Origin of the sequence: Streptomyces sp. NBC_00341, from assembly GCF_041435055.1 — a bacterium.
GTDB lineage: Bacteria > Actinomycetota > Actinomycetes > Streptomycetales > Streptomycetaceae > Streptomyces.
Genome location: NZ_CP108002.1, coordinates 4,128,566 through 4,152,369, shown reverse-complemented (window position 1 = coordinate 4,152,369; position 23,804 = coordinate 4,128,566). Strand labels below are relative to the sequence as shown.

Here is a 23,804-nt window from a genome sequence, read left to right as displayed (position 1 = left end):
GTCTGAGCACCGTCCGACTCCGGGGCTCACCACCCCGCCCCCGGGCGCGCCCCGCGGAGGGGCGCGCCCTCCTCCCCCTCTGGAGCGACCCGATGCGCCAGCCCGCACCCACCTCCTTCGCCGCCGCCCTGCCGACCGTCCTCGCCGCCGCCCTGGTCCTCGCGCTGAGCGGCTGCGAACCGGCCCCGGCGCCCGCCGCCGCGCCCGCCCCGGCCGCCGCCACCCCGCAGGGAGGCCCGCCCACGGGCGCGGCGGGCCGCTCCCTCTGGGCGCTCATCGACGACAGGGGCGACACCATCAGGTCCCTGCCGGACGACGACCCGGACGTCACCGCCGTACGCAGGACCGTCGCGCTGCACTCGGCGGCCACCGACAACCGCGACCACCGCACCGTCGCGGACGGCGCGGAGAGCGAATTCGCCTTCTACGCACCGGGGTTCGGCAAGCAGCTCAAGGCCCAGGGCTACGACCGGAAGCTGACGGCCCTCTACCGCACCAACCGGCTGACCACCCACCAGGTGAAGACCGCCTGGTACCGCTCCACGCTCTACGAGGACCGGGCGACGGCCACGGCCGAGATGGACACGGTCATCGAGTTCACGGCCGCCGCCCCCGCCTACCTGAAGAAGGGGGGCTTCGCCCTGAACACCCCGTACACCCAGCACCGCACCGTGAGCCTCACCAAGCGGGACGGCGCGTGGAAGATCACGGCGATCCGGAAGAGCCCCATGACGAAGGCGGCCCCGCGCCCGGAGTCGTCCTGAGTGCGGGGGCTCCGACCTCCACGCACCATGTGACCCAGGTCACTTACCCGGGGTCGATGACTTCGCCGAGTGCCGCCGGTCTTACTGGTGACCGCACTCGAACGAGGAAGGCCCGTCATGATTCAGACGCTCAACGCCCCCAAGAACGAAGCTGGTTCGCGCTCCACCACCTCCCCCTCGGCATCGCGGTGGCCGCTGGCCGGCGCGGTGGTCGCGGGCCCGCTCTTCCTCGGCGCGGGCGTCGCCCAGGGCCTCGTACGGGAGGGCTTCGGCTTCACCCGCAACGCGATCAGCCAGCTGGCCCTCGGTGGCCCGGGCTGGATCCAGACCGTGAACTTCCTGCTCACCGGCGCCCTGCTGCTCACCGGGGCGGTCGGCCTGCGCCGGGTGCTGAGACCCGGGCCGGGCGGCACCTGGGGGCCGGTCCTGATCGCGGTGTTCGGCGCTTCGTTCCTGGCCGCCGCGGTCTTCCGGGCCGACCCGGGAGGCGGCTTCCCCGTCGGCGCGCCCGATGTCGGCACGTTGAGCGCGCACGGCGCCGGTCACATGGCCGCCGGGGGGATCGGATACCTCGCGCTGTCGGCCGCGTTCGTCGTCCTGGCCCGTCCGCTCGCGGCCCGTGGCCACCGCGGCTGGGCGCTCGCCTCCCGAATCGCCCCGGTCCTCGTCCTCACCGGCTTCATGGCCTCTGCGGCCTCGGTCCTGGTGTTCACGCTCGGCGCCGGGTTCGGGCTCTGCTGGCTGGCGGCCGTCACGGTCCGGCTGCTCACCGGGGCTTCCCCGAGCGGGCGTTGAGAACTGCCGGGGCATTCGCTGGGGGAACGCCCCGGCCGGTAGGCTCGTCCGCCATGCCCCTGCCGATACCCGCTCGGATCACCCCGCGCGGCGCGAGAGCCGCCGTCGTCATCGCCGCCGTGTTCGCGTCGGGCTGGTACCTGGGGCAACCCGTCCTGCCGGCGCGGTGCGAGGGGCCGCCGAGGGTCATGCGGTACAGCGACCACCTGTCGGCCGACACGCTCCCGGACTGCGACGAGAAGCCGCGCCTGCTGTCCTGGTTCGGTGGAACCTTCCGCTGAGCCGGTCCGAGGCCGCCCCGGCAGTGGACGTCGGTACGTCAGCAGACGTCCGTACGTCAGCAGACGTCGGTACGTCAGTAGATGCCGGTACGTCCGTCGAGCGCCTCGCGGATGATGTCGGCATGGCCCGCGTGCCGGGCCGTCTCCTCGATCATGTGGTGCATGACCCAGCGCAGATTCCGGTCCGCGTGATCGGGATACGCGCACGGAGCGTCCAGCGGCAGGCCCGCGGCGATCTCCCGCGAAATGGCCGCCTGCTCCTCGAAGTACGCCGTCCAGTGCTTGACCGTGTCCCGCTCGTCGACCCGGAAGTCCTCGTCGAACCAGCCCTCTTCGGCCGTCTCCGGCCACTCACCGGGGAGCACCCGCCCGGCGACGACGACCTGGAACCAACGGCGCTCCCAGAGCGCCGAGTGCTTGAGCAGACTCATCAGGGACAGCGCACTGACCGTCGGCGTCAGGCGGGCGTCCGCGTCGGACACCCCCTCGGTCTTCCGGAGCAGACCGGCGCGCTGCTTGTCGAGGAAGCCGCACAGGGCGTCCCGTTCGTTGGATACGGAGAACTGTTCGGTTGCCATGTCCGACGACGCTACTGGACCGGTCGGACAGTCCGGGGCGGCGCGGCGCCGCCATGTCCGGGCGCTCGCAGGCGCCTTGCGGGGTTCGCGGGACCCGCGAACCTGTCGCGGATCGCCTGCGTTTGTCGCCGCCCCCCTGCAGCTTTGTCCGCGGTCCGTAACGGAGGGATCTTGCTGGGGCGTTCGTGTGTCTTCATAGGGGCAGGGCATCGGCGAAGACGACAAAGGGGTGGGCGGACATGGCGAAGCACAAGGGAAGGGGATGGCACGGCAGGCTTCTCGCCGCGGCGCTCGGAGTGACGGCGGTGGCCGCGGCCACCTCGGTGTGGACCGCCCAGGCCGACACGACCGCAGGGCGGCAGCCGCAGGCGCGGGCCAGTGCCCCGGCCAACGGGCCCGCCGGGAAGGTCGCGGAGGACATCGCGCACGCCTCCGACCGCGGCGCCCGGGGCGTCAACATCACCATCGACGACGGCCCCGACCCGACCTGGACCCCGCAGGTGCTGCAGCTCCTGAAGGAGAGCGGCGTCAAGGCCACGTTCTGCATGGTCGGCACCCAGGCCCAGGCCCACCCGGACCTGGTCAAGGCGGTCGTGGCGGGCGGGCACCGGCTGTGCGACCACACCGTCTCGCACGACACCGCCATGGACCACAAGTCAGAGGCCTACCAGTCCCAGCAGATCCTGGACGCCGAGCGCATGATCACCAAGGCGTCCGGCGGTGTCCGGCCGCAGTACTACCGGGCCCCGGGCGGCGCCTTCACCCCGTACAGCCGGCACCTCGCCGCGTCGCGGGGGATGCGGCCGCTGGGCTGGAACGTCGACACCAAGGACTTCGAGCACCCCGGCGTGGCCGCGATCGTCGCCACCGTGAAGAGCGAGATCTCCAACGGGCCGACCATCCTCTTCCACGACGCCGGCGGTGACCGCGCCGAGACCCTCGCCGCGCTGCGCGAGGTGCTGCCCTGGCTCAAGGAGCAGGGGTACACCTTCGGCTTCCCCGTCCGGTAGCGGGCGGAAGCCCTCAGGCCTCCCCCCCCAGCCCTCCGCCCTCGGCCTTCCCGTACCGAGCCCCGTCTCCCCAGGACGTCCGGCTGGACGTCGAAGAACGCGGCCGGACATCCGGGGCCTCCCCCGTGGCCTTCGCCGCCCCGGGGTGGCGCGTCAGAACCCCTCGGTGTACTCCATGATCTCCCGTACGGCGTCCGCGAGTTCCTGATCCGTCAGGTCGTCGGCGTCTTTCAGGTCCAGGTCGACGGAGTAGTCCTCCAGGAGCGAGAAGACCTGGCCGAAGGCCGTCAGGAGCGGTTCGCGGAGCCGCTCGCCGTTGTCCTGGGACGTACGGCGGGCCGCCTGCCAGCCGCGCGCGAAGTCCGGTGCGTCGACGGACCCCCCCGGTGAGGCCCCGCATCAGCTCCAGCTGACGGGCGGCGCCCGTACCTGCGGGTACGTCCCGCGACCTGGACCAGGCGAGGTGCCGAGGGGGCAGGGACCGCGCGAGCGACCGCAGTCCGGGCCACCGGTGGGCCACGGTACGTGCGTAGCGGGCGAAGCGGGCCCGGCCTCCGTCCACCCCCTCCGGGACGGCCCCCCTGAGGAACCGCGGCGTTCCCGCCACCAACGCGGAGCCGGGTCCGGAGAACAGGACCGCACCCTGCCGGTCGCAGGAGGCGAGCAGCGCGGGGGAGCCGATTCCGGCCACCGCCGCTACCGCGCGGCCCGGCGCGACCGTACGCCGGGTACGGTCGGACGCGCCCGGTCCGCCGGGCCCGTCCGTCAGTACCAGCACACCGTCCGCGCCTGCCGTCCGGCAGCCTTCGATGACGCGCCGGACGAGCGAGGCGTCCACGTGGGAGCCGGCAGGGACCGGAACGATCAGCTTGGGACCGTCGGCCAGCCAGTCCTCGTCGAAGTCCCAGCTGTCGGTGAGAACACCCGGCTCTCCGGACTCGTCCCCGCTCAGGGCGCTCAGGGCGCTGAGGTCGGTCACCGCGCGGACTCCTTTCCTATTCCTCTATGCGGCAGGCAGGCACGTGGGCACCTGCCGGGACAGGGTGGCCTCCACCATCTGCAGGTCGGGGCCACTGGACGTGACGATGAAGACCAGATGATCCCCCTCGGGGATCGCGGCGGGGTGGATCACGTGGTAGATCCCGCGGGAGTTCCGCTTCACCTCGTCGTTCGGGAGGACCTTTTCGAGCGCCTTGAGGTTGGCGTGGTCGCTGTGGAACGTGGCATGGCACGAAGCCGAGGGCGTCATGACGGCGGCGGGTACACCGGCCTTGCGCAGGGTGGCCTGGAGGCCGGGGGCGCCCTTGCGGCGGAACAGCTGGACGGAGACGGTGCCGCCCGGTCCCGACTTCACGGCGTAGTCGGCGTTGGCGATGTCCAGGCGGGCACCCTCGCCGGTGCGCGGCGTCGGAGAAGCGGTGCCGGAGCCTGACCCCTGGGTGGCGGGGGCCTGCGATGCCGGAGCGGCCTGTGTGGCGTCCTGCGGACCGGACAGCAACGGCAGGGCGGCCACCACCGCGGCGCAGGCGGCGGCGAGGCCCGCGGTGAACGCCACCCGGCGCAGCGGCGAGTGGAGCCGGACCGGGGCGCGCCGGGCGGTGGGGGAGGGCAGCGTGGCGGCGTGGTCGGCCAGCTCGCGGGCGAGCTCTTCCTTGAAGTGCAGGGGGGCGTTCACTGTGCGGCCTCCATGAGGGCTTCGCTACGGGCTTCGCTGAGGGCTTCGCTGAGGGCTTCGCTGAGGGCTTCGCTTTGGGCTTCGCTTTGGGCTTCGCGGTGGGCGGGACGGCTCGGAACGGCGCCGCGCAGCGCCTTGCGGGCGCGGTGCAGCCGTACCCGGGCGGCGGTCACGGTGATGCCGAGCGCCTGGGCCGCCTCGCGGACGGTCAGCCCGTCCAGGGCGACCAGGTCCAGCACCTTGCGCAGCGGTTCCGACAGCGCGGCGTGGGCGGACGCCATGTCCCGGGCGGCGCGATCGGCGTCGATCCGTGCCTCGATGGCGCCGAGGTCCTGCTCGTCCAGCAGCCGGTGTCCGCGGATCCGGGCCACCGCCCGCTGCTCCCGGACGCTGCCCTGGAAGTGGGTGTTCAGGACGTTGCGGGATATGCCGTAGAGCCAGGCGACCGGTACTCCGCGCCGCGCGTCGTAGGTGTGCGCGCTCTCCAGGGCGGCCACGAAGATGTCCGCCGTCAGGTCGGCGGCGAGGTGGGGGTTGTCGACGCGTCGGGTGACGAAGCCGAGCACGGCGTCGAACTGCTGCTCGTAGAACGCGGCGAAACCCGCTGGGTCGCTTGCGGGCGGTGCTGCCGTACGGTCCGGTGGCACGGAGGGCTCCTCAGGACGGATCGGATGATGCGATCGCTTACACCTCTTCTTGGGAGCTGCGCCGGAAAACGTTACATCCGCCTTCCGGGTCCGCCCTCCCCGGCAGTTCACGCCACCGCGGTGGGACCGCCGTGAGGGACGGGTCGCCCTGCGTCATACTGGGCGCCGGATTCGGGAGGGGCGTACAGCGTATGAGGTACGGGGCGGACGGTGCGGGCCTGCCGGAACATATCGGCGGGTACGCCGTGGAGCGGGAGTTGGGCGCCGGCGGGATGGGCACCGTCTACCTGGCCCGCTCGCGGGGCGGCCGTGCCGTGGCGGTGAAGGTCGCGCGCCCGGAGCTCGCGTCCGACCCGCACTTCCGGGAGCGGTTCCGTGCCGAGGTCGCGGCGGCCCGCAGCGTGGGCGGATTCCACACGGCCCCCGTGGTGGACGCGGACCCGGCGGCGGAAGCGCCCTGGCTGGCCACCGCCTACGTACCGGGCCCGACGCTCGCCGGACTGCTCGACGCCGAGGGGCCGATGGACGAGGCGCGGCTGCGGCTGCTGGGCGCGGCTCTCGCCGAGGCACTGGAGGCGATCCACCGCTGCGGCCTGGTGCACCGCGACCTGAAGCCCGGAAACATCATCATGGCTTCGGACGGCCCGAGGGTCCTGGACTTCGGCATCGCGAGGGCGCTGGAGGCACCCCGCCTGACGGCCACCGGAATGGCCTTCGGCACCCCGGGGTTCCTGGCGCCGGAGCAGGCGCAGGGCCAGGAAGTGGGGCCCGCCGCCGATGTGTTCGCCCTGGGCGCCGTGCTCGTGGCGGCGGCGGGCGGCAGCGCGTTCGGGGCGGGTACGCCGATGGGCATGATGTACCGCTCGGTGCACGAGCAGCCGGACCTGAGGGCCGTGCCGGACGGCCTGCGCCCGGTCGTGGCGTCGTGCCTGGCGAAGAGCCCGGACCAACGGCCGACGCTGGGGCACCTGCTGGACCTGATCGCACCGGCCACCGCGCGGTACTCCCCCACGGTGGCCATTCCCCCGCCGCCGTCCCATGCGCCGAGCATCCCGGTCCCGGTGTACCAGGCCCAGGCGGGATACGGAAACGGAAACGGAAACGGATACGGAAACGGATACGGGGGCGGGGCGCCGCCGGTCGACGACCCCGTTTTCCTGGCGGTCGCGCCGGACAGCGCGCTCATGGTCGACGGCATGGGCGTGACGATCGACTTCCGTTACAGGTCCCTGCAGTTCGGCTGGGAAGAGATCAGAACGGTCCAGTACGCGCCCGAGGGCCCCAAACACCTCAGGGTCGTCGTCCACCTCCACGACGGCACGGCCCATCCGTGCCTGCTGGCCGCCCGCAGGCGGAGCCGACTCAAGGCGTGGCTCATAGACCTGCCGATGATCCTGGCGTGCTTCACCTAGGGTCTTTCGTCAACCTGCCGTCGTCGCCCGAAGGGCTCCTGACCCCGAGGACCAAGGCTCTGGACGGCCGGTACAGGGCCGCCACCGTCGACGACGAAGGCCAGGTCCTCGGCCGCTACCCCGCCGCTGTCGCCGCCGACGCCTCGGCCAGCTGCTCGAACGTGTCGTTGAGTATCGCCCTGCGCGCGTCCTTGTACGCGGGCTTCGGCTCCAGCCCGTCGATCGTCCGCTCCCACACCCCGAGGAACGTCTCCCGCCAGGTCCGGATCACCTCGGGCGGCGGGAGGGTCACGCCCACCCAGTCCTGGCGGTGCAGGACGAGCAGCAGTTCAAGGTTGCAGGGGACGGCCACGCCCCAGTACTCGTCCGGCTCCAGCTCCACCGGATCGCCGCCCATCGCCTGCGTCACCTCGGCGACCAGCCGTTCGGCCAGCTCCGTGAGATGGTCCGCCGCCGTGTCGCTGTCGAAGTTGCCCGCGCCCCACGTACCCACTGTTCCGCCTTCGCGTCGTACGTCATCGATCCCTTCCACCATCACAGCAGAGGGCACTGACAGCGGGCGCCGCCCGTGGAACCGGCGGACCCGGCTCAACCCGTCGAGCCAGGGACTCCCTTCGGGTCTGCGGGCTCACGGCGGTCGTCCTCGAACGCGTGGTGGAGCGTGTACCTCCGATAACCGACGCCACCCGGGGCGGCGGTTTCGTGGGAGGCGGCTTCATGGGCGGCGGCGTCGGTCCATTCCGCGACGACCACGGCCTGTTCACCCTCCGGCGTCAGGTGGACGTGCGCGGCGAGCAGGCCGGGCGCCGGGGCGACGGCGGCTGCCAGGCCGTCGTCGTCCGCAGCCATCGTGCTGACGACGTAGACGCCGACCGGCCGATCCGCGTCGTGAACGACGCTGCGGGTGAGCCGGGTGCGGGTCAGTCCGGGGCGTTCGATGCCGGGCACGAGCGTGTCGATGCGGCTGACGGCCCCGGCACGGTGGGCGCGGGCCCAGGCGAGGTGGTCCTCATCGCTGGTCCACTGTGCGTAGAAGAGGAGACCGGTGCCGTCGGTGGAGAGGAAGACGTGCTGCGCCAGCCGCCCGGAAGGCGTCTCGGCTGCCGCCCACTCGCCCACCATCGTGTCGGCGGCCAGGCGGGAGCGTTCGGCGGTCCCGGTGAGCCACTCGCTCATCAGGGCTGTTCCGGCGGCAGGGCGGACGAGGTCCAGGAAGCGTGTCATGGACGTCGACTCTCAAGCATCAACCCCACTTGAGGTCAAGGCACGTGCCGGGACGAGCCGTGCGGTCGGGGACGCCGGCCGGGAGGAGACCCGTCAGGCCGATGCCCCGCTGTCGACGACCAGGTCCGTGCCGACCACCGCGCCGGCCATGGGCGAGGCGAGGTAGAGCACGGCAGCCGCCACTTCCCCGGCCTCCGCGACCCGGCCGAGCGGGTTCTGCGACTTCACCCGCTCGGCCCGGTCGGAGTCGGTCTCGCCCGGCAGCAGCGACATGGGGGCGGCGGAAGCACCAGGGCTGACCGCGTTGATGCGGATGCCCTGGTGGATGTGGTCGAGAGCGGCGGCGCGGGTCAGCGCGGAGACCGCTGCCTTCGACGTGATGTACGTGGCGAGGTTCGGGATGCGCAGGTGCGCGCCGAGGTTGGAGGAGATGTTGACGATGACCCCGCCACCGTTCTCCTTCATGTGGGCGATCTCGTGCTTCATGGCCAGCCAGACGCCGGTGACGTTGGTCCGCAGCACCGCGTCCCAGTCCTCCTCGCTCACCTCTCCGACGGGACCGGCGCCCCGGAGTATCCCGGCGTTGTTGACCGCGATGTCGAGCCCGCCGAACCGTGTGACGCTCTCGCGTACGAGGCCCCGGAGCCGGTCCGAGTCGGTGACGTCGGCCGTGACGGCGGCAGCCGTGCCGCCGGCCGCCCCGATGAGGCCGACCGTCTCGTCCAGGGTGGCCGCGGTGCGTCCCGCGGCGATCACGGACGCGCCCTCGGCGGCGAAGGCGAGCGCGATCGCGCGCCCGAGACCCGAGCCCGCACCGGTGACGAGCGCGGTCCTGCCAGTGAAGCGGTTCATTGTTCGGCAACTCCTGGGATGGGAAGGGTGGTGGAGATGGTGGATTGTTGACCGATCGTTCCATTATCTGGGCGTGCGGGAAGGTGCTCGCGGGTTCCGGTGTGTGACTCGGCCGCGCGGCTCAGGCGTTGGTGCCCCGGTCCAGCAGGGTCAGGGCCTGCTCCGCCGCGTCCCGTACCCGGGCGGGATCGCCGGATGTCTTGCCGACGACTCTTACGCCCTGCATGAGGACGAGCAGCATGCGGGCCAGCGCACGCGGATCGCGGTCCTCCGGCAGCTCGCCCTGGGCCCGCGCCCGTGCGAGCGAGGACTGCAACAAGGTCTCGAAGTGCGCCCAGCTGATCTCGACCCGGCGGGCCGCCGCGGGGTCGTGCGGGGCCAGTTCGGCAGCCGTGTTGGTGATGAGGCAGCCGCTCGACCGGTCCGGGGCGGAGGTGGCCTCCGCGGCGAAACGGCGTACCACCGCGCGCACGGCGGGCAGCGCGGGCCCCGGCTCCGACAGCTCGGAGAGGAGGAGCGGGTCGCGCTCCTCCGCGTACCGGTCCAGGGCCTTCAGGTACAGCTCGTGCTTGTTGCCGAAGGTGGCGTAGATGCTGGCGCGGCCGATGCCGAGATGCTCGACGAGGTCGGCGATCGACGTCGCTTCGTAGCCGCGCCGCCAGAACAGCTCAAGGGCCGACTGCAGCGCGGCGTCCGGATCGAATTCCTTGGTCCTGGCCATGTCGGAGACCGTAGATGAATGCAGAACGATCGGTCAACAATCGCTTCGGGGGCGGCGCCAGGAAAAGCCGGTTGGCCAACGGGTGCCGAGCCGGAATGATCCTTATGTGCGGGGACGGGGACGGGGACGGGGACGGGGACGGGGACGGGGACGGGGAGAGGGACGGGGAGAGGGGCGGGCGATGGCTGACGTGTTCGCGTGTGCGGGGTGCGGTGACGTGCTGACGGGCCCGGTGACGCGGGTCGCGCTTCCGTCCCGCGCCCACCACCGGTACGGACACGAGATGCTTCCCGCGCTGATGGATCCGGGCACGTACGCCGCCGATCCCGAGCCCTCCGGTCCGCCGTGGCGGCCGTGGAGCGAGGTCGGGCCGCAGGAAGCGGAAGCCCGAGGCGTTTTCGCACCGGTCGACGCGCTGTCCTTCGGCGCACCCGGGGCGGTGGTCGTCGCACCCGGCGACACACGGGGCACGGTCCTGATTCCGGAACGGTGCGACGGCTACTGCCTGGGGTTGGACGGGCGGGACGGCCCCAACCTGGCGTGTGCCCGATGCGGTCGGCCGGTGGCGACCCGTATCGACGACTGCTCGCTGTGGCAGGCGGTGTGGCTCGCACCGGGCGCCGTACGCCGCATTCCCGCCGTGGACCCCACAGGCGGGAGCCCCGAGCGGGAGGCGCCGGCGCGGGAGTGGGAATCCACGCCGCCGGTCGAGCCGTCCGGTCACTGGAGCCCTCGGTGGACGGCGGCGGCCGGTGCGGCTCTGGCACACCTGCTGGCGGCCTCGGCGGGCGCTCCCGTATCGGTCCCTGACGGCCTCGTCGCCCAGACGTTCGGCCGCGCACTCGAAGCGCTGCTCCCGCCGGTTCCATTGGTTCCGCCGGGCCCATTGGCACCGTTGGTTCCATCGGTTCCATCGGTTCCATCGGTTCCATTGGGTCCGTCGCGTTCGGTGGCGAAGAGGGCGGCCCTTGCCGGGCCGGATCTGCCGGCCCCGGGTCCCGTTCCTGACATCGCCCTGGTCCCACGGCATCCGCGTACGGGCGAACCGTGGCAGCCGCCGGGCGGCGCGGAGGCCGTGCCGGTGGACGCCGATGTGTGGCAGGGGATGGCCTTCCCCCGCGAACCGCTGCCGGTCCCCGCGACAGGCGGAATGCCCGACGGAGTCCTCCGCGACGACCCCCTGCCGCCGTACCCCCACGTGCTGTTCCAGCCCGACCGGAAGGTGTTCCTCCACACGCTGGCGCGTCTGCCCGCCGTCCGTCAGCCGTGGCTGCGCCGGATCTACGACCGCGTGAGGCAGCACCCGTACGACCTCTTCTAGGCAGCCGCAGCCGCAGCCGCAGCCGCAGCCGCAGCCGCAGCCGCAGCCGCAGCCGCACCCGGTCACGGCATGGGGCTGCCCACCCGGTCGACGTGCCGAGCCGGAAGCCGGTGCCGCGTCAGCCGGACGAGGGTGAGCGTCGCCGCGAGGAACAGCAGCTGGGTGACGGTACGGGGGAGCAGCTGGTCCCACCACGGGAGGTCCGGCTCCGAGAGCGCCCACGCCAGATTGGCGGGGAACACGGCGACGAGGAGACCGCTCAGCCCGAGCCCCGCCCACGGGACGAGCGGGGGGACCAACATGCCCAGTGCTCCGGCGAGTTCGAGGACTCCGCTCACCGTCACGAGCAGCTCCGGCGAGGGCAGTGGCAGCCCGCCCGGCACCATGTCGACGAGCTCCGCGCGCATGCCGACGAAGTGGACCGTTCCGGTCAGCAGGAACATCGCGCAGAGCCCCGCGCGCAGGGCCAGTTCGATCCCCCGCTCACGGTGCAGCCACAGGGCGTTCGCCGCCAGGGCGAGGCCGGACACGACGACCAGTGTGATCAGGGGTTCCACGATGCTTCTCCAGACGTGAGCGGCGACGACGTGTCACAGCAGCGACTGCGAACGCCGCATGGTGTCGGCGTCGATCTCCTGTATCCGAAGGACGACGACGCCGTCCGGGTCGGTGACGCTGAACTGAGCCCTCAGCCTCGCGCGCCGGTCAGCTTCCGGACGTAAAATCCGCTCGCATCGGCGGAATGGTTCTATACGGGGGACAGGTGTGGTGGAACACGTCACGATCGATGCGACCGACCGGCGGATCATTCACGCGCTCCAGCTGGACGGCCGGGGCTCGTTCAGCCGCATCGCCGCAGTACTGGGGCTCGGCGAGCGCACGGTGGCCCGGCGCTACCAGCGACTGCGCTCCCAGCTCGCGCTCCGCGTCGTCGGCATCTCCGACGCCCGGCACCTCGGCCACCTCGACTGGTTCGTCCGGATGCGCGCGACGCCCGAAGTGGTCGAGTCGGTCGGCGCCGCACTCGCCGGACGGCACGACACCTCCTGGATCGCCTCGCTGGCCCCGGGTACGGAACTGACCTGCATCGTCCAGGCCGGACTGGCGGGCACCGACGGACCCGGCACCGTCCTCGACCAGCTCGGCCGCCGGAAGAACATCGCCTCCCTCACCGCGCAGTGCCTGCTCGCCCCGGTGGCCGGAGTCGGCGGCTGGGCCGGACGCCTCGATGCGCTGACCCCGCAGGAGCAGGCCGAACTGGCCCCGAAATCCGCCGCGTTCAACGAACCCGACGCCCGCTTCGCACCGACTCCGCAGGACCGCCGGCTCCTGCGCCTGCTCGCCGAGGACGCCCGTACGAGCATCGCGGCCCTGGCGCACCAGACGGACACGCCCGAGTCCACGGTGCGGCGCCGCGTAAGCGAGTTCATCGAGGGCGGGCTGCTGCTGTTCGAGGTCGAGATCGACCCCCGGCTCTACGGCCGCACGGCCGAGGCGATCTGCTGGCTGGATGTTGAACCGGCCCGGCTGGCCGCCGTCGGAAAGCAGCTCGCAACCCACGGCGAAGTCGCCTTCGCGGCCACGACGACCGGGCCGACCAACCTCCTGGCCATCCTCGAACTCACCGGCGCCACCGCCTTGCACGACTACCTGACGAACCGGCTGTCCGCACTGCCGGGAATCCGCCACGCGGAGACCGCGCTCACCGCCCACAGAACCAAACGCGCCGGCCCCCTCCTGGCACGGCCCCGGGCGTCGTGATGCTGCTGCCGGGCTTCACTTCGGCGACGGCTACGGCTACGGCGACAGCTACGGCGACGGCGACCGGCCGAGCCGGGTACGGCAACAGGGCCCGGACCCGTACGTCGCGGTCCGAGCCCTGCCCTGCCCTGCGCGGTGCGCCCTCTGCGGTGGCGCGTCAGCTCTGTGTCAGCTCTGTGCGGTGTCGTCGCCCGTCTGCCCGGAGCTCTCGGCTCCGTCCTCGACCGCGCTCTCGGCTCCGCCGGTCTTGTCGCGCATCTTGCGTACCAGCTCCGCCTTCTGGTCGGCGGCGCCCTTGCGGTCGAGGTTGCGGTGCGGGCCGTTGTTCTGCCGTTCGGCGCGGGACAGCCTCTTGCGCTGGCCGCCGCCCATGCCGACGGGGTTGTTGATGTTCTTGCTGACGGTCATGGGATCTCCCGGAGGGGTGTGAAGTGATCTACGGATTCATCGGTGGGGGACGGGTGCGGCGACGTCGGGGGACGTCAGCCGGAACCCATCACGCGCTCACTCGTAAATCGGCGTCTGGAAGAAGATGGCCGTCTGGAAGAACATGCCAAAGACGTTACCCGGTTCCGTCGGCACCGCACACCAGACCTGTCGCCGCCCGGGGCAAGCCCAGATGGACGTTACGGGGTGCGGCGGGCGTGGCCGGGCCGTCACCGAGCACCGGGGCCATTGATGGCCAGCGCCCCCCGGTCGGCCGTCTGCGAGGGTGGCCCTCCACGCGGCACGGCCCTTCACCCGGGTCTGGCGGGATTGGACGGCCGTAGAAGCTGGATACCGCCCTGCCACGGCAGCTCATCCTCGAAGTCACACGCCGCAACGGCCTGTGCCTGTGCACCCCACAGGGCTTCGAGCATGCGGGATACGGTCTCCACCGCAGCCGTCTCCCCGTGCGGTGTCATCGGCTCCGTCTCGATCTGGACGGGCCACTGAACAAAGCCGCTCGACTGGCCTTCGTCGTTCTGGGCATCAGGGTTTCGGCGCACCTCGATTTCCACGCCGCCCACAGTCAGCGTGCGCCGCTCGAAGGTTCCCTCGAAGAGGCCGCCGAGGAGGCTTTGAGTCTCGTCGACCGTAAGTCCAGCCACCAGGATCCGGCAGAAGTCATATCGATTCATAGCGTTCGCAGTGCGCTGCGCTTCCCTTCCCCGCCTGAGTCGATGAATTCCTCAAGGGATTCAAGTAGGGCGACGACGGCGGTATCCTCTTCTTCGGCAGTGCGGGGGGCTCCTGGGTCCCACAGTGCGCTTTGTCCCGGAAAGGCTTTTTTTTAGCACGAGCCAGGCCCAGCTCATATTGGAGCTGGTCTCGGAGTCCTTAGTGAGCCATGCGTGGAACTCCTGAAGCTCTCCCTGCGAATCGCCGGCAGAGTATCCGTAGAGAAACGAAACGTGAGTGGCGAATGTTCCGTCCACTCCGAACATCAGTGGTCTTTTGCGTAAGTGAGGTAGAACTTCGTGAAACATCAATGGAGTGGCCTCCAATGCAGGATGTCGAGATAATCGGGATCCCATAGTTCGTGTGGTGCCAGGGATCCGTCAAGACCGCTGTTGTCCGCTCCGCCGGGCACGGATGGGGAATGGGCCGCTGAGGTCTGAACAGCCCGATGCGCATCCCTGTCGAGCGTCCGGCCTCCATGCGGCCATCAGTCTTCATGCCTGAGCGGAGTGTGGGCGCGGGGTTGGCGCCCGGGTTCGTCCACGTTCCACTCCTGCGGCAGGATCCCGTCGGGCGCCCGCGGTTCGTCGGGCCCGACACAGCGATAGCGCCGCCTCCGTCCATCCACAGGGCAGGCCCTGGGGCAGGCCGTAGGACAGAACCTAGGACAGGCCGTCGAGCGGCCTGAGGAAACGGCGCTCGTAGCGCTTGATGCAGCGCGTCTCACGGGCCAGTTCGAACGCTCGCCGGCACTCCGGGTCGGACATGCTGTCCGAGCGGTACTGCTCGTACGCGGCCAGGCTGGGGAACGAGAACAGGGCGTAGGCGATGTCGCTGTCGCCCTCACTCGGCAGGAAGTAGCCGTGGTGCGTCCCGCCGAACCGGTTGACGAGCCGGACCCAGCGGCGACCGTACTCCTCGAAATCCTCAAGCTTCTCGGCGTCGATCTCGTACTTCAGATGAATGGTGATCATGACTGCATGATGCCGTGATCCGGACGGGCATCCCTACGGCGGGGCCAGCGGCCGACGCATTCCACATGGATATGGACCGGCGAAGGCTTGACCCGTTCCGGGCAGCGTGGCCGATGCTGATCGCCGGGTGGTGTGCAGCCGGGTCCGGGGTCGGGTCCGGGGCCGGGGTCAGGCGGGCGGGGTGTCGGGGCGGGTGTCGTACGCGGCGCGGGCGGCGTCGATGCGCGTCAGGTGCGTGATGCTCCACTCCAGCAGGGGCGCGGTGGCTTCGCGGAGGGTCATGCCCATCGGAGTGAGTTCGTAACTGACGTGCGGTGGCATGACGTTGCGGACGGTCCGGGTGAGGATCCCATCGCGTTCCAGGCCGCGCAGGGTGACGGTGAGCATGCGCTGGCTGATCCCGTCGACGGCCCGCTTGAGTTCGGTGAACCGGCGTGGACCCTGACTGAGGTTGCGCACGATCAGCAGCGACCACTTGTCGCCGACGATGCCGAGCACTTCACGGGCCTGGCACGGGTCCTCCGTCCGTGCCTCCTGCGACTCGCCGCCCGCTGTGCCGCTCATGGTTACCTCCAGAGAACCGAGGCACCTAAAAGTGCCTTATTGATCGGGGTGCGGCAGGTGCAGCACGATGATTACGGTTCCCAAAGAGTACCGAGGCACAAACAGGAACCGTGATGTTTCCCGTGCCGTCACACCCCGAAGAGGAAGAAAAATCCCCTCATGGCAACTTTTCTGCTGGTACACGGTGCCTGGCACAGCGGCCGGTGCTGGGAGCGGGTGGTCCCCCTGCTGGAGTCGGCCGGACACCGCGTGTTCGCGCCCTCCCTGACCGGCTACGGCGACAAGGCACACCTGCTCGGCCCCGAGGTGGGGCTCGACACGCACGTCGAGGACGTGGTGAAGCTGATCCACGAGGAGGACCTGACCGAGGTGGTGCTCGTGGGCCACAGCTACGCGGGGCTGGTCGTCTCCTCCGTGGCCAACGAGGTACCGGAACGGATCGCGCATCTGGTGTACCTGGACGCGATGGTCCCGGAGCACGGCGAGACCGCCGTCGACGTGCAGCCCATGACCCAGAACCTGATCGACCTGGCCGCCGGGTCCGGGAACGGCTGGCGCATCCCGCCGCTGCCCGAGATGCCTCCGCCCCTCGGCCTGTTCGGGGTCACCGACCCGGCGGACATCGCGTGGCTGCGTGCGACGCTCTCCGACCAGCCGGTGCGCTGCCTGCGGCAACCGGTCCGGCTGGACAACCCCGCCCTGGACTCGGTCCCGCGCACGCACATCCACTGTGTCGGCGCAGAGCCGGCGGGCATCGTGCGGCGGCCCGTCCCCGCGACACAGCCCAACGGCTCCCCGGCACGGATACGGGAGCTGCCGACCGGACACGACTGCATGATCACCATGCCGTCGGACCTGGGCGAGCTGCTGCTTGAATCCGCTCTTCGGTAGCGTCCGGACCGTGACTGCGGCAGCGGGCCGGGGCGCCTCCCACCGAACGGGTCCAGGCAACAGACAAGCCCGGGCCGTCGGCCCGGGGCTCTCTCATGGAGCCGGTGACGAGAATCGAACTCGCGCCCTGAGCTTGGGAATCACCCGGCATTCAGGCGCCGGCAAGTCGCCCTGCCTGTGGGAACAGGCTGACGCTCCACGGCTCCAGCGCTGTACCGACGCCTGTGCCGACCGCGCCCTACCGGTCGCTACCGGCACGTTGTGGCACGGTTTCCCGAAGCATCGGCGCAGCAGCACTCGCGTGTTCGTCCGTGCCGGCGTGCGCGGCGGGGAGGTCGTAGTCCGTCACTCCGCGGCCGTTGACCGTGATCTCTTCCGCCAGGCATTCGAAGGTGGAGCAAGTCCGTGCGGATCCTTCTCGTTCACCGGCCGCTGCGCACGCGTCAGGGATGCAGGAATCCGCGGCGAACCCCCTGCATGCGGGCGCCGGTGAGCAACGTCCCGTCGGTTCTCGCTGAGACCAGGACGGCGTTCGCCCGGGTGAGCACGGCGCCAACCAGGCGTGCCTCGCGCAGGTCGGCGCCGGTCAGCGAGGCGTCGGTGAGGTCGCAGCCGGTGAGAGTGGCACCACGCAGGTCCGCGTAGCTGAGGTGGACGCCGGTCAGGTCTAGGCCCGAGAGATTCGCCCCGGCCAGGGGGATGCCGCCCAGGTCGTTCTCGGTGGCCCACGGCTGCGTCCACGTCCGCACCATCGCGCGCCAGTCGCCGGTGCCGCTGGTCAGGGCGGACCGGAGTGCGACCAGGAAGGGAGCGTTCTCGGGCAGGGTCCATCGCCTTCGCAACTCGGTGGCGTGGCTGTTCTCGTCCGGGATGCCGGGTGGAGTGGTCATGCGCCTGACGTCTCCGTCCCTGTCGTCACGGTTGTTTGATCTGACACAGGAAGCCCTTTACCCGGATCAGGTGCTCAAGGGTGCCCTGTTGCCCTGTTGCCCTGTTGCCCTGTTGCCCTGGGTGTAGGTTCCGCGGTTTCGTGAGCACTTCCGCGCGATCTACCCGACTATGTTTGGGCGTTATTCTGGGATCATGAACAGGCGCTACAGTCACTAGTCTCCATCTATCTGCCGTTTATAATGTTTCCAACGGGGGGCATCCGCTCTTCGCTCCGCCCTCGTCCATCACCATGTCTAAACCCAAAGCTAGTCAGTGATTCCGAACTGCCCTCGCGCGTGTAGGCAGACATCGATCGCCTGGTTTCCCTCGGTATTTCCATCATGGAGAGCCAGTTCAGTGGGGGCAATGTACGCCTCTCCCGGGTCAATGCGGACCCGCAGGACAGGGCACTGCGGGTGTGCGGTGAAGAAGCCGGGAATACGCTGATCCCACGTTTTGTGGTCTGTCAGCCCCAACGTATCGGCGGCGAACGGCACGTAGAGAAGCGATCGCGACCCTTTCCCTAGATTCACCCCTACACGGTTGGTAGCCAGCCCAACCGGCCTGAAAGTGTCCCAGCCGTCAACGTGCAGTCCCGTGAGGAGACCCGTTTCTATTCTTGGAGTAACTGTCACAAGTCCTGGGTCACGAGCCGCCAAGCCAATTAGGCCGAAACCTTCCCGCGTCAGAAGATATTCTCCGAGAAGGACGGCTGCATCCCGATTGGCTACGTCAACACCCTGTCCGTCGTGCGCGTTGAAGGAATTCGCGTAAGCGAGTGCCACACGGACGAGTTCGCGGTGCACCGAAGGAGGGAAACGGCAGACGCCAACCATTCGGCGCATATCCCATTGTCCGGGCGGCGCACACAGCGTCTCCAATTCGGCAGCGTCGAGTGTGCGCCAGGGCCGCATCGGCACAGAGGCATGAGACCGGTAGCGCGGGTCATTCGTCGGCCGCACTCCATTCGATACACGCAGACGCTCATCCAGCGGCATCAGATCGCTTTGCACGCGGACACGAACAGCGTCACGTTCCCACTCGAAGCCGTACTGCTTCAGGTCATTTCGCCCAAAGCTGTCGATCAACTTCTCCATGCCGGGCGCGTCGCCCCACCGCGCATCGTCGAGGTGAAACTCGCTCGCCTTGCCTTCGGGGCGCGAAGCTGCCATAACCTCGTCTTCTTGTGTAGGCGCATTCTCAAACTCTTGGAAACATCCGAATACAACCCTCAAGCAGCGTGACACCAAAGGGCGGGGGTCGAACAGAAAGGAGTGGCGCGCGAGGGATTACCCGCGCGCCACGGCCTTCAGTCCGTAGTAGCGTGCCCGTGGGTCTGGTGGTGACCGACACCACCGCCGTGCACCGCTGCCAGGTCGGCCTCATCGATGTAGACGAGGTCCGTGTCCTGCTCCTCGGAACTATTCATCTCGGGCATAACCTCCCTCAATCGCTCAAGTTGAGCACGATGATGACTGTAACCAGCCCGGCGCGGCATGCGCAATGGGGCCTCCCGCTGCCGGTGGCCGGGCGCCCATTTCGGGTGCGCCCGACTCAGCGAACTGCCCAAGGAATGGAGTTGGCGAGTATTGGTCTGCTTGCCGGTTGAGTGCCACTGATACAGATGGCCTGTTATCTATCCTCCGCTCTTCTCTTGTACGGCGGGGCAGGAAACGCAAGCGACCCGGCGATCGTCAAGACCATTGAAGCTCACCCCCTTCCTTCCAGCTTCCAGAGGAGAGCGTGGAAAACACCTGCTTGCTGCCCAAGAAGCTGAGCCCGCTAGCCGAAGTGACTACCGCTCAGAGCCTGGCGGGCCATGCTGCTCATGATCACCGAGCACACGCACTGCTCACCAGGGGCGGGATCCGGTGTTTCGGCAGGAGCCACAGCTCATGAAGTCGCGCTCCCTACACTGGGGCTTCGAGTTTCGAGCTGTGGAGCGGGCGACGAGAGTCGAACTCGTGCTCCGAATAGGGGAATCACCCGGTACTCCGCCCGGTGCGCGGCCTCTGACCCGGGGAACGGGCGCTGATGGCCTCGCTCCGACTGCTTCGTCAGTCCCTTTGGTTGCCGCTGTCCACGGCTTCTTCCGGCACGTTGTGGCACGGCCGGGGGAGACGTTGCGTAGCCACCCCGGATCCGAGCGGCGCTGCGTGCTGGACGCACCGGCCGAATTCCGCTCAGCGGGGGGAAAATCCTCTGCGCGGGCCGATCTTGGCTGATATACGCTGCGCCAAACTTGTTCGAACAGTATGGCGAATCTGGGTCACCCGATACGCCACGCCCGGGGGGGCATTTCCATGACTTCGCAGTCCCGCGCGGTGCTCGGCATCGTGCTCACTCCCGTTCTTGCCCTGGCAGCCGCGGCCCCGGCCGCCGCCCACACCACCGCCACGGCCGTGGGCGCGGCCACCGCCACCGCCACCACCACGGCCGCCGTCGAGACGCGTGCGCCGGGTCCGTGGGGCGCCCGTACCCTGCACGCCCCGAGCCCCAACCCCGCCTCCGCCTCGGGCGGGCTGAACGCCTTGGTGGCGGCCGGGAACGGCGCCCTCGTCTCCCTCACCGGTGACGGGCTCTCCCGTTCCACCCGGATTCGGACGGCCGGCAGCACCCGTTGGCTCGCTCCGCAGACCTGGCCGGACGGCGGCGGTTACAACACCGAGCTCGTCGCGCTCGGCGACGGCTCGGTCCGTCTGGTCTGGCGGGCCGAGCGCGCCGACGACCACGACAACTACTGGCTGAAAATGGCCACCCTCAAGCCCGGCGCGACGGCCTTCTCCGAGCCCGAGTACGTCGCCGCGGTCCCCCAGAAGGGCTACCACCACCTGGCGGCGGCCCCCGACGGCCGGCTGGTCGCCGTGTGGTCGGACTCCGGCGTCGTGAAGGCCGCCGAGAAGACCGGCCCGCAGGCGGCGTGGACCGCTCCGGCCGTCCTGAACGAGCAGCCGCCGTCCGGCAGTCGGGACATTGCCGGCATGGACCTGGCGGTCGCCAGGGACGGCACCACCCTGCTGGTGTGGCAGTGGCAGAAGAGCAAGGCCGTCGTCGCCCTGGAGAAGGCCCCCGGCGCGTCCGCCTGGACCGCGGTCCAGCGCTTCCCGGTCCCGGGCGTGGACCTGGCGCGCCCGAAGGTGTTCGCCAGTCCGCAGGGCGGCTTCGACGTGTTCTACGACCATCTCGCCCACCTCATGCACACGCGCCGGTCCGCCGGCGCCACGCAGTGGAGCACTCCGCGGTCCGCCGCCGACCACGGCAGCACGTCCGGGATGGCGGCACCCGCCTACCTGCCCAACGGCGACCTCTTCGTGGCCGGCGGGCCGGGCTACTCGACCGGCCCCTGGTACGCGGTGCGCTCGGCGGCCACCGGCGCCTGGCAGCCGTACACGCAGCCCTTCTCCACGCACAAGAAGGTGCGCGCGGTCGGCGCGGCCGCCACCTCGGGCGGCACGGTCACGGTGACGTGGCGGGAGGGCTACTCGGGCGAGGAGTACACGATGGCCGCCGTCTTCAAGGGCGGCACCTGGTCCGTCCCCCGGCGGCTGAGCGCGACGAGTGCCCGGTCCACCGGGGCGCCCCAGGTGGCCGCCGACGCGCTCGGCCGGCCCGTCGTGCTGTGGGACGAGTACAAGCTGACCGGGACGAACAGCATCGCCCTGGAAGGCGTCCACCAGGCCACCACCACCCGCCGCGCGCTGCCCAAGTGGCGTGACTACACGGACGACGGCAAGGCCGACCTGTTCGGCCGCAACGGCACCGGGCTGAAGGCGTACGCGGGCGACTCGACGAAGCTGGCCGCGGGGCAGCGCGCGAGCAGCTGGCCGACGGGCACGCTCGTGCTGCCGTTCGGCGACCTCGACGGCGACCGCTGCAACGACGTGTTCGTCCGCTACCCGAAGGGCGAGGCCCGCGTCTACCCGACGATCTGCGGCGGGCTGCCCGACCAGCAGTCGTTCCACGTAAAGGTGGGCTCTGACTGGGGCGGGTACGACGCGGTCGTCTCGCCCGGCGACGTGACGGGCGACGGCCGGGCCGACCTGCTGACCCGGTCCGCCTCGACCGGGAAGCTGTACGTGTACGCGAACAACGGCGCGGGCGGCTTCAAGGCCCGCTCGCTCACCGGGTCCGGCTTCGGCGGCTACAAGAGACTGATCGCCGCCGGAGACCTCGACGGCGACGGCAAGAACGACCTGCTGGCCCTCGACGCGTCGAACGAGCTGTGGCGGTTCAGGGGAACCGGCGCCGGCACGTTCAGGCCCAGGTCGCTGGTCTTCAAGGACTGGGGCACCTCCTACAAGGACGTGGTCGGCGGGCTCGACCTGTCCGGGGACGGCCGGGCCGATCTCGTCTCGCTCGACAAGAACGGCCGCGCCTGGCTGAACCGGGGCAACGGCCACGGCGGTCTCGGCAACCGCTCGCAGGTCGGCAAGGCCGTGAACTGGTCGAACATCCGCATCTCCTGACGGCACGGATCCGACGGCGGCTCGGGACCACGGGGTCCCGAGCGGCCGTCTTCGCGTCCGGCTCCGGTCCCGGCAGGCCCGGAGCCGGACCAGCTCGCCCCGGAGGGCGGCCAGGAAGGCTTCGACGACGAAGCAAGCAAGCAAGCGGCGGTGCGGGACCGTGAGGTTCACGCAGGGGCCGGACGGTGTCGGCCAGTTCGTCGAAGGCGACGCGCGACCAAGGAGTCGTCGACCAGGTGCAGGCGAGTTCTGGACAGGCCCGGCTGCGCTGTGCCCAGAGGCAGGTGAGGTGAGAGGGGCGAGAAGGAAGAGCAGTCGGCGTGGCAGTGAAGGTAGCTGCTGGTCTCACGCTGCGCACCGAGCGAGCCCTGTACCCCGGGGACAGCTGAGGCGGGCACCGAAACGGCTGACCGACAGCGTTCCGCCGGGCCGCACTTCTGGGACAGTGAGAATCGGATTTCGAACCCACGGCACGCCGTCGGGGCGCAAGCCCTGCCGTTCTGCAAGGCCGCAGGAGGACTGAGCCCGAGCCCCTGCGGCACGTGGAGGGCAATCGCACTCAAGTACCGGATCGCGCAGGCAGTACCGACCTCATCAACAGGAGGCACGCCCATGCACGTCCGCACCTCGCATCTGTCCAGCAGACCCGTCCGGGCCGTGTTGCTCGTTCTGGGCATGGTGGCCGCTCTTCTGGCCGCAGCCTTTCCCGCAGCCGGCCCGGCACACGCCGCTGTACCCGACCGCTGGGGCTTCGCGTACCTGGACAACGCGACTCCGCCCCCCGGCTACGCACCCGACCCCTCTCGGCAGTGGGGCAGTTGGGCCTCGCCTTCCGCCAACCCCGTGAAGGTCGACCAGATCGGTCTCGGTTCGTACGTGGTGCACTTCCCGCTGATCGGCGGACCGGGTGGCATCGCCCACGCCACCGCGGTGAACAGCGTTGCCCACTGGTGCCAGATCGCCGACTGGAAGACCGTGGGATCCGGTCAGGACGTGTACGTGAACTGCTACCGCCCCGGCGGCGCACCGGACAACTCCACCTTCACGGTCCTCTACACGAGCAGCAGCGGCCTCCCCGCCACCCCCTCCGGCTCGTACGGGTACCTGAACTCGGACAGCAACGGCACCGTACTCACCCAGTACAACTCCACGGGCTCCGTCAACGCGGCGAGCCATGGCTCCACCGGCATCTGGAAGGCGTGGCTCCCCTCTCTCGGACTGGCCGACTACGCGGGCGATCTCCAGGTCACCGCGGTCAACCCGCGGCAGGGAGCGCGGTGCAAGGTGTCCGACTGGTCACCGGGGACGGCAGGCCAGACCGTGATCGTCGCCTGCTACGACGCGTCCAACTCCCCGTACGACACCGAGTGGACTCTGAGCTACTCCTATCTGCGAGCGGTACACGGACCGGCCTTTCCGCCGAAGTCCTTCGGGTACCTCTGGTACAACGGGTCGCTGCCCACCCTGACCAACTACAACTCCAGCGGAGCCACCAACAGCCTCGGTGGCTCGGGAGCGCCCTTCACCGTCACCATGCCGTCGGTGGCCGTCCCGTCGGACACCGCGCACGCCACCGCTTACGGACACAGCGCCGACTACTGCGGCCTGTACAGGCCCTGGGACAGGACCAGCGGTGCCGTCCGGCTCTACGTGGCGTGCTTCGACCCCGGCGGAGCGCCGGTGAAGACGCCCTTCTTCGCCGCCTACACCTCGGCGTTCTGACCCGAGGCACAACTACCACCGGAACACGCCCCGGGCTGCCGCGAAAAGCAGTGAG

General features: G+C 70.1%; 24 protein-coding genes. 10 read left to right on the top strand and 14 right to left on the bottom strand.

Translation table 11 applies throughout. The annotated features are described in order from the left end of the window. Positions 1–92 precede the first annotated feature (92 nt). The 3 genes from OG892_RS18705 to OG892_RS18695 all read left to right on the top strand — a co-directional run bounded on the left by OG892_RS18705 (position 93) and on the right by OG892_RS18695 (position 1,840). Positions 93–764 carry a hypothetical protein gene (locus OG892_RS18705; RefSeq protein ID WP_371629751.1) on the top strand — a complete coding sequence of 224 codons (672 nt, stop codon included), beginning with the start codon at positions 93–95 and terminating at the stop codon, positions 762–764. A gap of 117 nt (positions 765–881) precedes the next feature. Continuing rightward, positions 882–1,559, top strand: a complete 678-nt coding sequence (locus OG892_RS18700; RefSeq protein ID WP_371629750.1) for a DUF998 domain-containing protein — start codon at positions 882–884, stop codon at positions 1,557–1,559. 53 nt (positions 1,560–1,612) lie between these two features. Beyond that, positions 1,613–1,840, top strand: a complete 228-nt coding sequence (locus tag OG892_RS18695) for a hypothetical protein (protein WP_371629749.1) — start codon at positions 1,613–1,615, stop codon at positions 1,838–1,840. Between the two features lie 74 nt (positions 1,841–1,914). On the opposite strand, the gene OG892_RS18690 is transcribed toward OG892_RS18695, so the two are convergent. Continuing rightward, a complete protein-coding gene (locus OG892_RS18690; RefSeq protein ID WP_073733459.1) occupies positions 1,915–2,418 on the bottom strand; it encodes a DinB family protein in 504 nt (167 codons plus the stop codon). 239 nt (positions 2,419–2,657) lie between these two features. Between OG892_RS18690 and OG892_RS18685 the strand changes: the two genes are divergently transcribed. Next, a complete protein-coding gene (locus tag OG892_RS18685; protein ID WP_371629748.1) occupies positions 2,658–3,428 on the top strand; it encodes a polysaccharide deacetylase family protein in 771 nt (256 codons plus the stop codon). 1,003 nt (positions 3,429–4,431) lie between these two features. Here OG892_RS18685 and OG892_RS18680 read toward each other — a convergent pair. Both OG892_RS18680 and OG892_RS18675 read right to left on the bottom strand, forming a co-directional pair. After that, positions 4,432–5,103, bottom strand: coding sequence for a hypothetical protein (locus tag OG892_RS18680; RefSeq protein ID WP_073733461.1), 672 nt, complete (start codon positions 5,101–5,103; stop codon positions 4,432–4,434). After that, positions 5,100–5,750 (bottom strand): RNA polymerase sigma factor, encoded by a 651-nt coding sequence (locus OG892_RS18675; RefSeq protein ID WP_371629747.1) that lies wholly within the window; start codon positions 5,748–5,750, stop codon positions 5,100–5,102. The genes OG892_RS18680 and OG892_RS18675 overlap by 4 nt, the downstream gene beginning before the upstream one ends. A 191-nt stretch (positions 5,751–5,941) precedes the next feature. Between OG892_RS18675 and OG892_RS18670 the strand changes: the two genes are divergently transcribed. Next, positions 5,942–7,162 carry a serine/threonine-protein kinase gene (locus tag OG892_RS18670; protein ID WP_371629746.1) on the top strand — a complete coding sequence of 407 codons (1,221 nt, stop codon included), beginning with the start codon at positions 5,942–5,944 and terminating at the stop codon, positions 7,160–7,162. Positions 7,163–7,277: 115 nt separating this feature from the next. Here OG892_RS18670 and OG892_RS18665 read toward each other — a convergent pair whose 3' ends face one another. The 4 genes from OG892_RS18665 to OG892_RS18650 form a co-directional block, all read right to left on the bottom strand. Next, complete coding sequence (locus tag OG892_RS18665; protein WP_371629745.1) at positions 7,278–7,655, bottom strand: DUF4259 domain-containing protein; 378 nt, start codon at positions 7,653–7,655, stop codon at positions 7,278–7,280. A 95-nt stretch (positions 7,656–7,750) separates the two neighbouring features. Next, positions 7,751–8,386, bottom strand: a complete 636-nt coding sequence (locus OG892_RS18660; protein WP_371629744.1) for an antibiotic biosynthesis monooxygenase — start codon at positions 8,384–8,386, stop codon at positions 7,751–7,753. 93 nt (positions 8,387–8,479) lie between these two features. Continuing rightward, positions 8,480–9,238 carry an SDR family oxidoreductase gene (locus tag OG892_RS18655; protein ID WP_328866428.1) on the bottom strand — a complete coding sequence of 253 codons (759 nt, stop codon included), beginning with the start codon at positions 9,236–9,238 and terminating at the stop codon, positions 8,480–8,482. Positions 9,239–9,359: 121 nt separating this feature from the next. After that, positions 9,360–9,959, bottom strand: coding sequence for a TetR/AcrR family transcriptional regulator (locus OG892_RS18650; RefSeq protein ID WP_371629743.1), 600 nt, complete (start codon positions 9,957–9,959; stop codon positions 9,360–9,362). A gap of 181 nt (positions 9,960–10,140) precedes the next feature. Between OG892_RS18650 and OG892_RS18645 the strand changes: the two genes are divergently transcribed. Further along, complete coding sequence (locus tag OG892_RS18645) at positions 10,141–11,280, top strand: hypothetical protein (protein ID WP_371629742.1); 1,140 nt, start codon at positions 10,141–10,143, stop codon at positions 11,278–11,280. 62 nt (positions 11,281–11,342) lie between these two features. On the opposite strand, the gene OG892_RS18640 is transcribed toward OG892_RS18645, so the two are convergent. Then, positions 11,343–11,837 (bottom strand): DoxX family protein, encoded by a 495-nt coding sequence (locus OG892_RS18640; RefSeq protein WP_371629741.1) that lies wholly within the window; start codon positions 11,835–11,837, stop codon positions 11,343–11,345. A 211-nt stretch (positions 11,838–12,048) separates the two neighbouring features. Here OG892_RS18640 and OG892_RS18635 point away from each other — a divergent pair, with 211 nt between their 5' ends. Next, positions 12,049–13,041 (top strand): Lrp/AsnC family transcriptional regulator, encoded by a 993-nt coding sequence (locus OG892_RS18635; RefSeq protein WP_371629740.1) that lies wholly within the window; start codon positions 12,049–12,051, stop codon positions 13,039–13,041. Between the two features lie 168 nt (positions 13,042–13,209). Here OG892_RS18635 and OG892_RS18630 read toward each other — a convergent pair whose 3' ends face one another. From OG892_RS18630 to OG892_RS18615, 4 genes are all read right to left on the bottom strand, one after another. Beyond that, complete coding sequence (locus OG892_RS18630) at positions 13,210–13,449, bottom strand: DUF6243 family protein (protein WP_371629739.1); 240 nt, start codon at positions 13,447–13,449, stop codon at positions 13,210–13,212. A 329-nt stretch (positions 13,450–13,778) separates the two neighbouring features. Beyond that, positions 13,779–14,162, bottom strand: a complete 384-nt coding sequence (locus tag OG892_RS18625; RefSeq protein ID WP_371629738.1) for a hypothetical protein — start codon at positions 14,160–14,162, stop codon at positions 13,779–13,781. Positions 14,163–14,864: 702 nt separating this feature from the next. Continuing rightward, a complete protein-coding gene (locus tag OG892_RS18620; RefSeq protein ID WP_073733470.1) occupies positions 14,865–15,176 on the bottom strand; it encodes an NIPSNAP family protein in 312 nt (103 codons plus the stop codon). Positions 15,177–15,344: 168 nt separating this feature from the next. Further along, the gene (locus tag OG892_RS18615) at positions 15,345–15,740 is read right to left on the bottom strand and encodes a winged helix-turn-helix transcriptional regulator (protein ID WP_371629737.1); all 396 of its coding nucleotides are present in this window, start codon (positions 15,738–15,740) and stop codon (positions 15,345–15,347) included. A gap of 159 nt (positions 15,741–15,899) precedes the next feature. Between OG892_RS18615 and OG892_RS18610 the strand changes: the two genes are divergently transcribed. Beyond that, complete coding sequence (locus OG892_RS18610; protein WP_371629736.1) at positions 15,900–16,631, top strand: alpha/beta fold hydrolase; 732 nt, start codon at positions 15,900–15,902, stop codon at positions 16,629–16,631. 443 nt (positions 16,632–17,074) lie between these two features. Here the strand turns inward: OG892_RS18610 and OG892_RS18605 are convergent, their stop codons facing one another. Further along, positions 17,075–17,521 carry a pentapeptide repeat-containing protein gene (locus OG892_RS18605; RefSeq protein WP_371629735.1) on the bottom strand — a complete coding sequence of 149 codons (447 nt, stop codon included), beginning with the start codon at positions 17,519–17,521 and terminating at the stop codon, positions 17,075–17,077. Between the two features lie 306 nt (positions 17,522–17,827). After that, the gene (locus OG892_RS18600; RefSeq protein WP_371629734.1) at positions 17,828–18,733 is read right to left on the bottom strand and encodes a hypothetical protein; all 906 of its coding nucleotides are present in this window, start codon (positions 18,731–18,733) and stop codon (positions 17,828–17,830) included. A gap of 1,131 nt (positions 18,734–19,864) precedes the next feature. Here OG892_RS18600 and OG892_RS18595 point away from each other — a divergent pair. Beyond that, positions 19,865–22,027, top strand: coding sequence for an FG-GAP repeat domain-containing protein (locus tag OG892_RS18595; RefSeq protein WP_371629733.1), 2,163 nt, complete (start codon positions 19,865–19,867; stop codon positions 22,025–22,027). Between the two features lie 612 nt (positions 22,028–22,639). Continuing rightward, on the top strand, positions 22,640–23,749 hold the full coding sequence (locus OG892_RS18590; RefSeq protein ID WP_371629732.1) for a hypothetical protein: 1,110 nt from the start codon (positions 22,640–22,642) through the stop codon (positions 23,747–23,749). Positions 23,750–23,804: the final 55 nt, after the last annotated feature.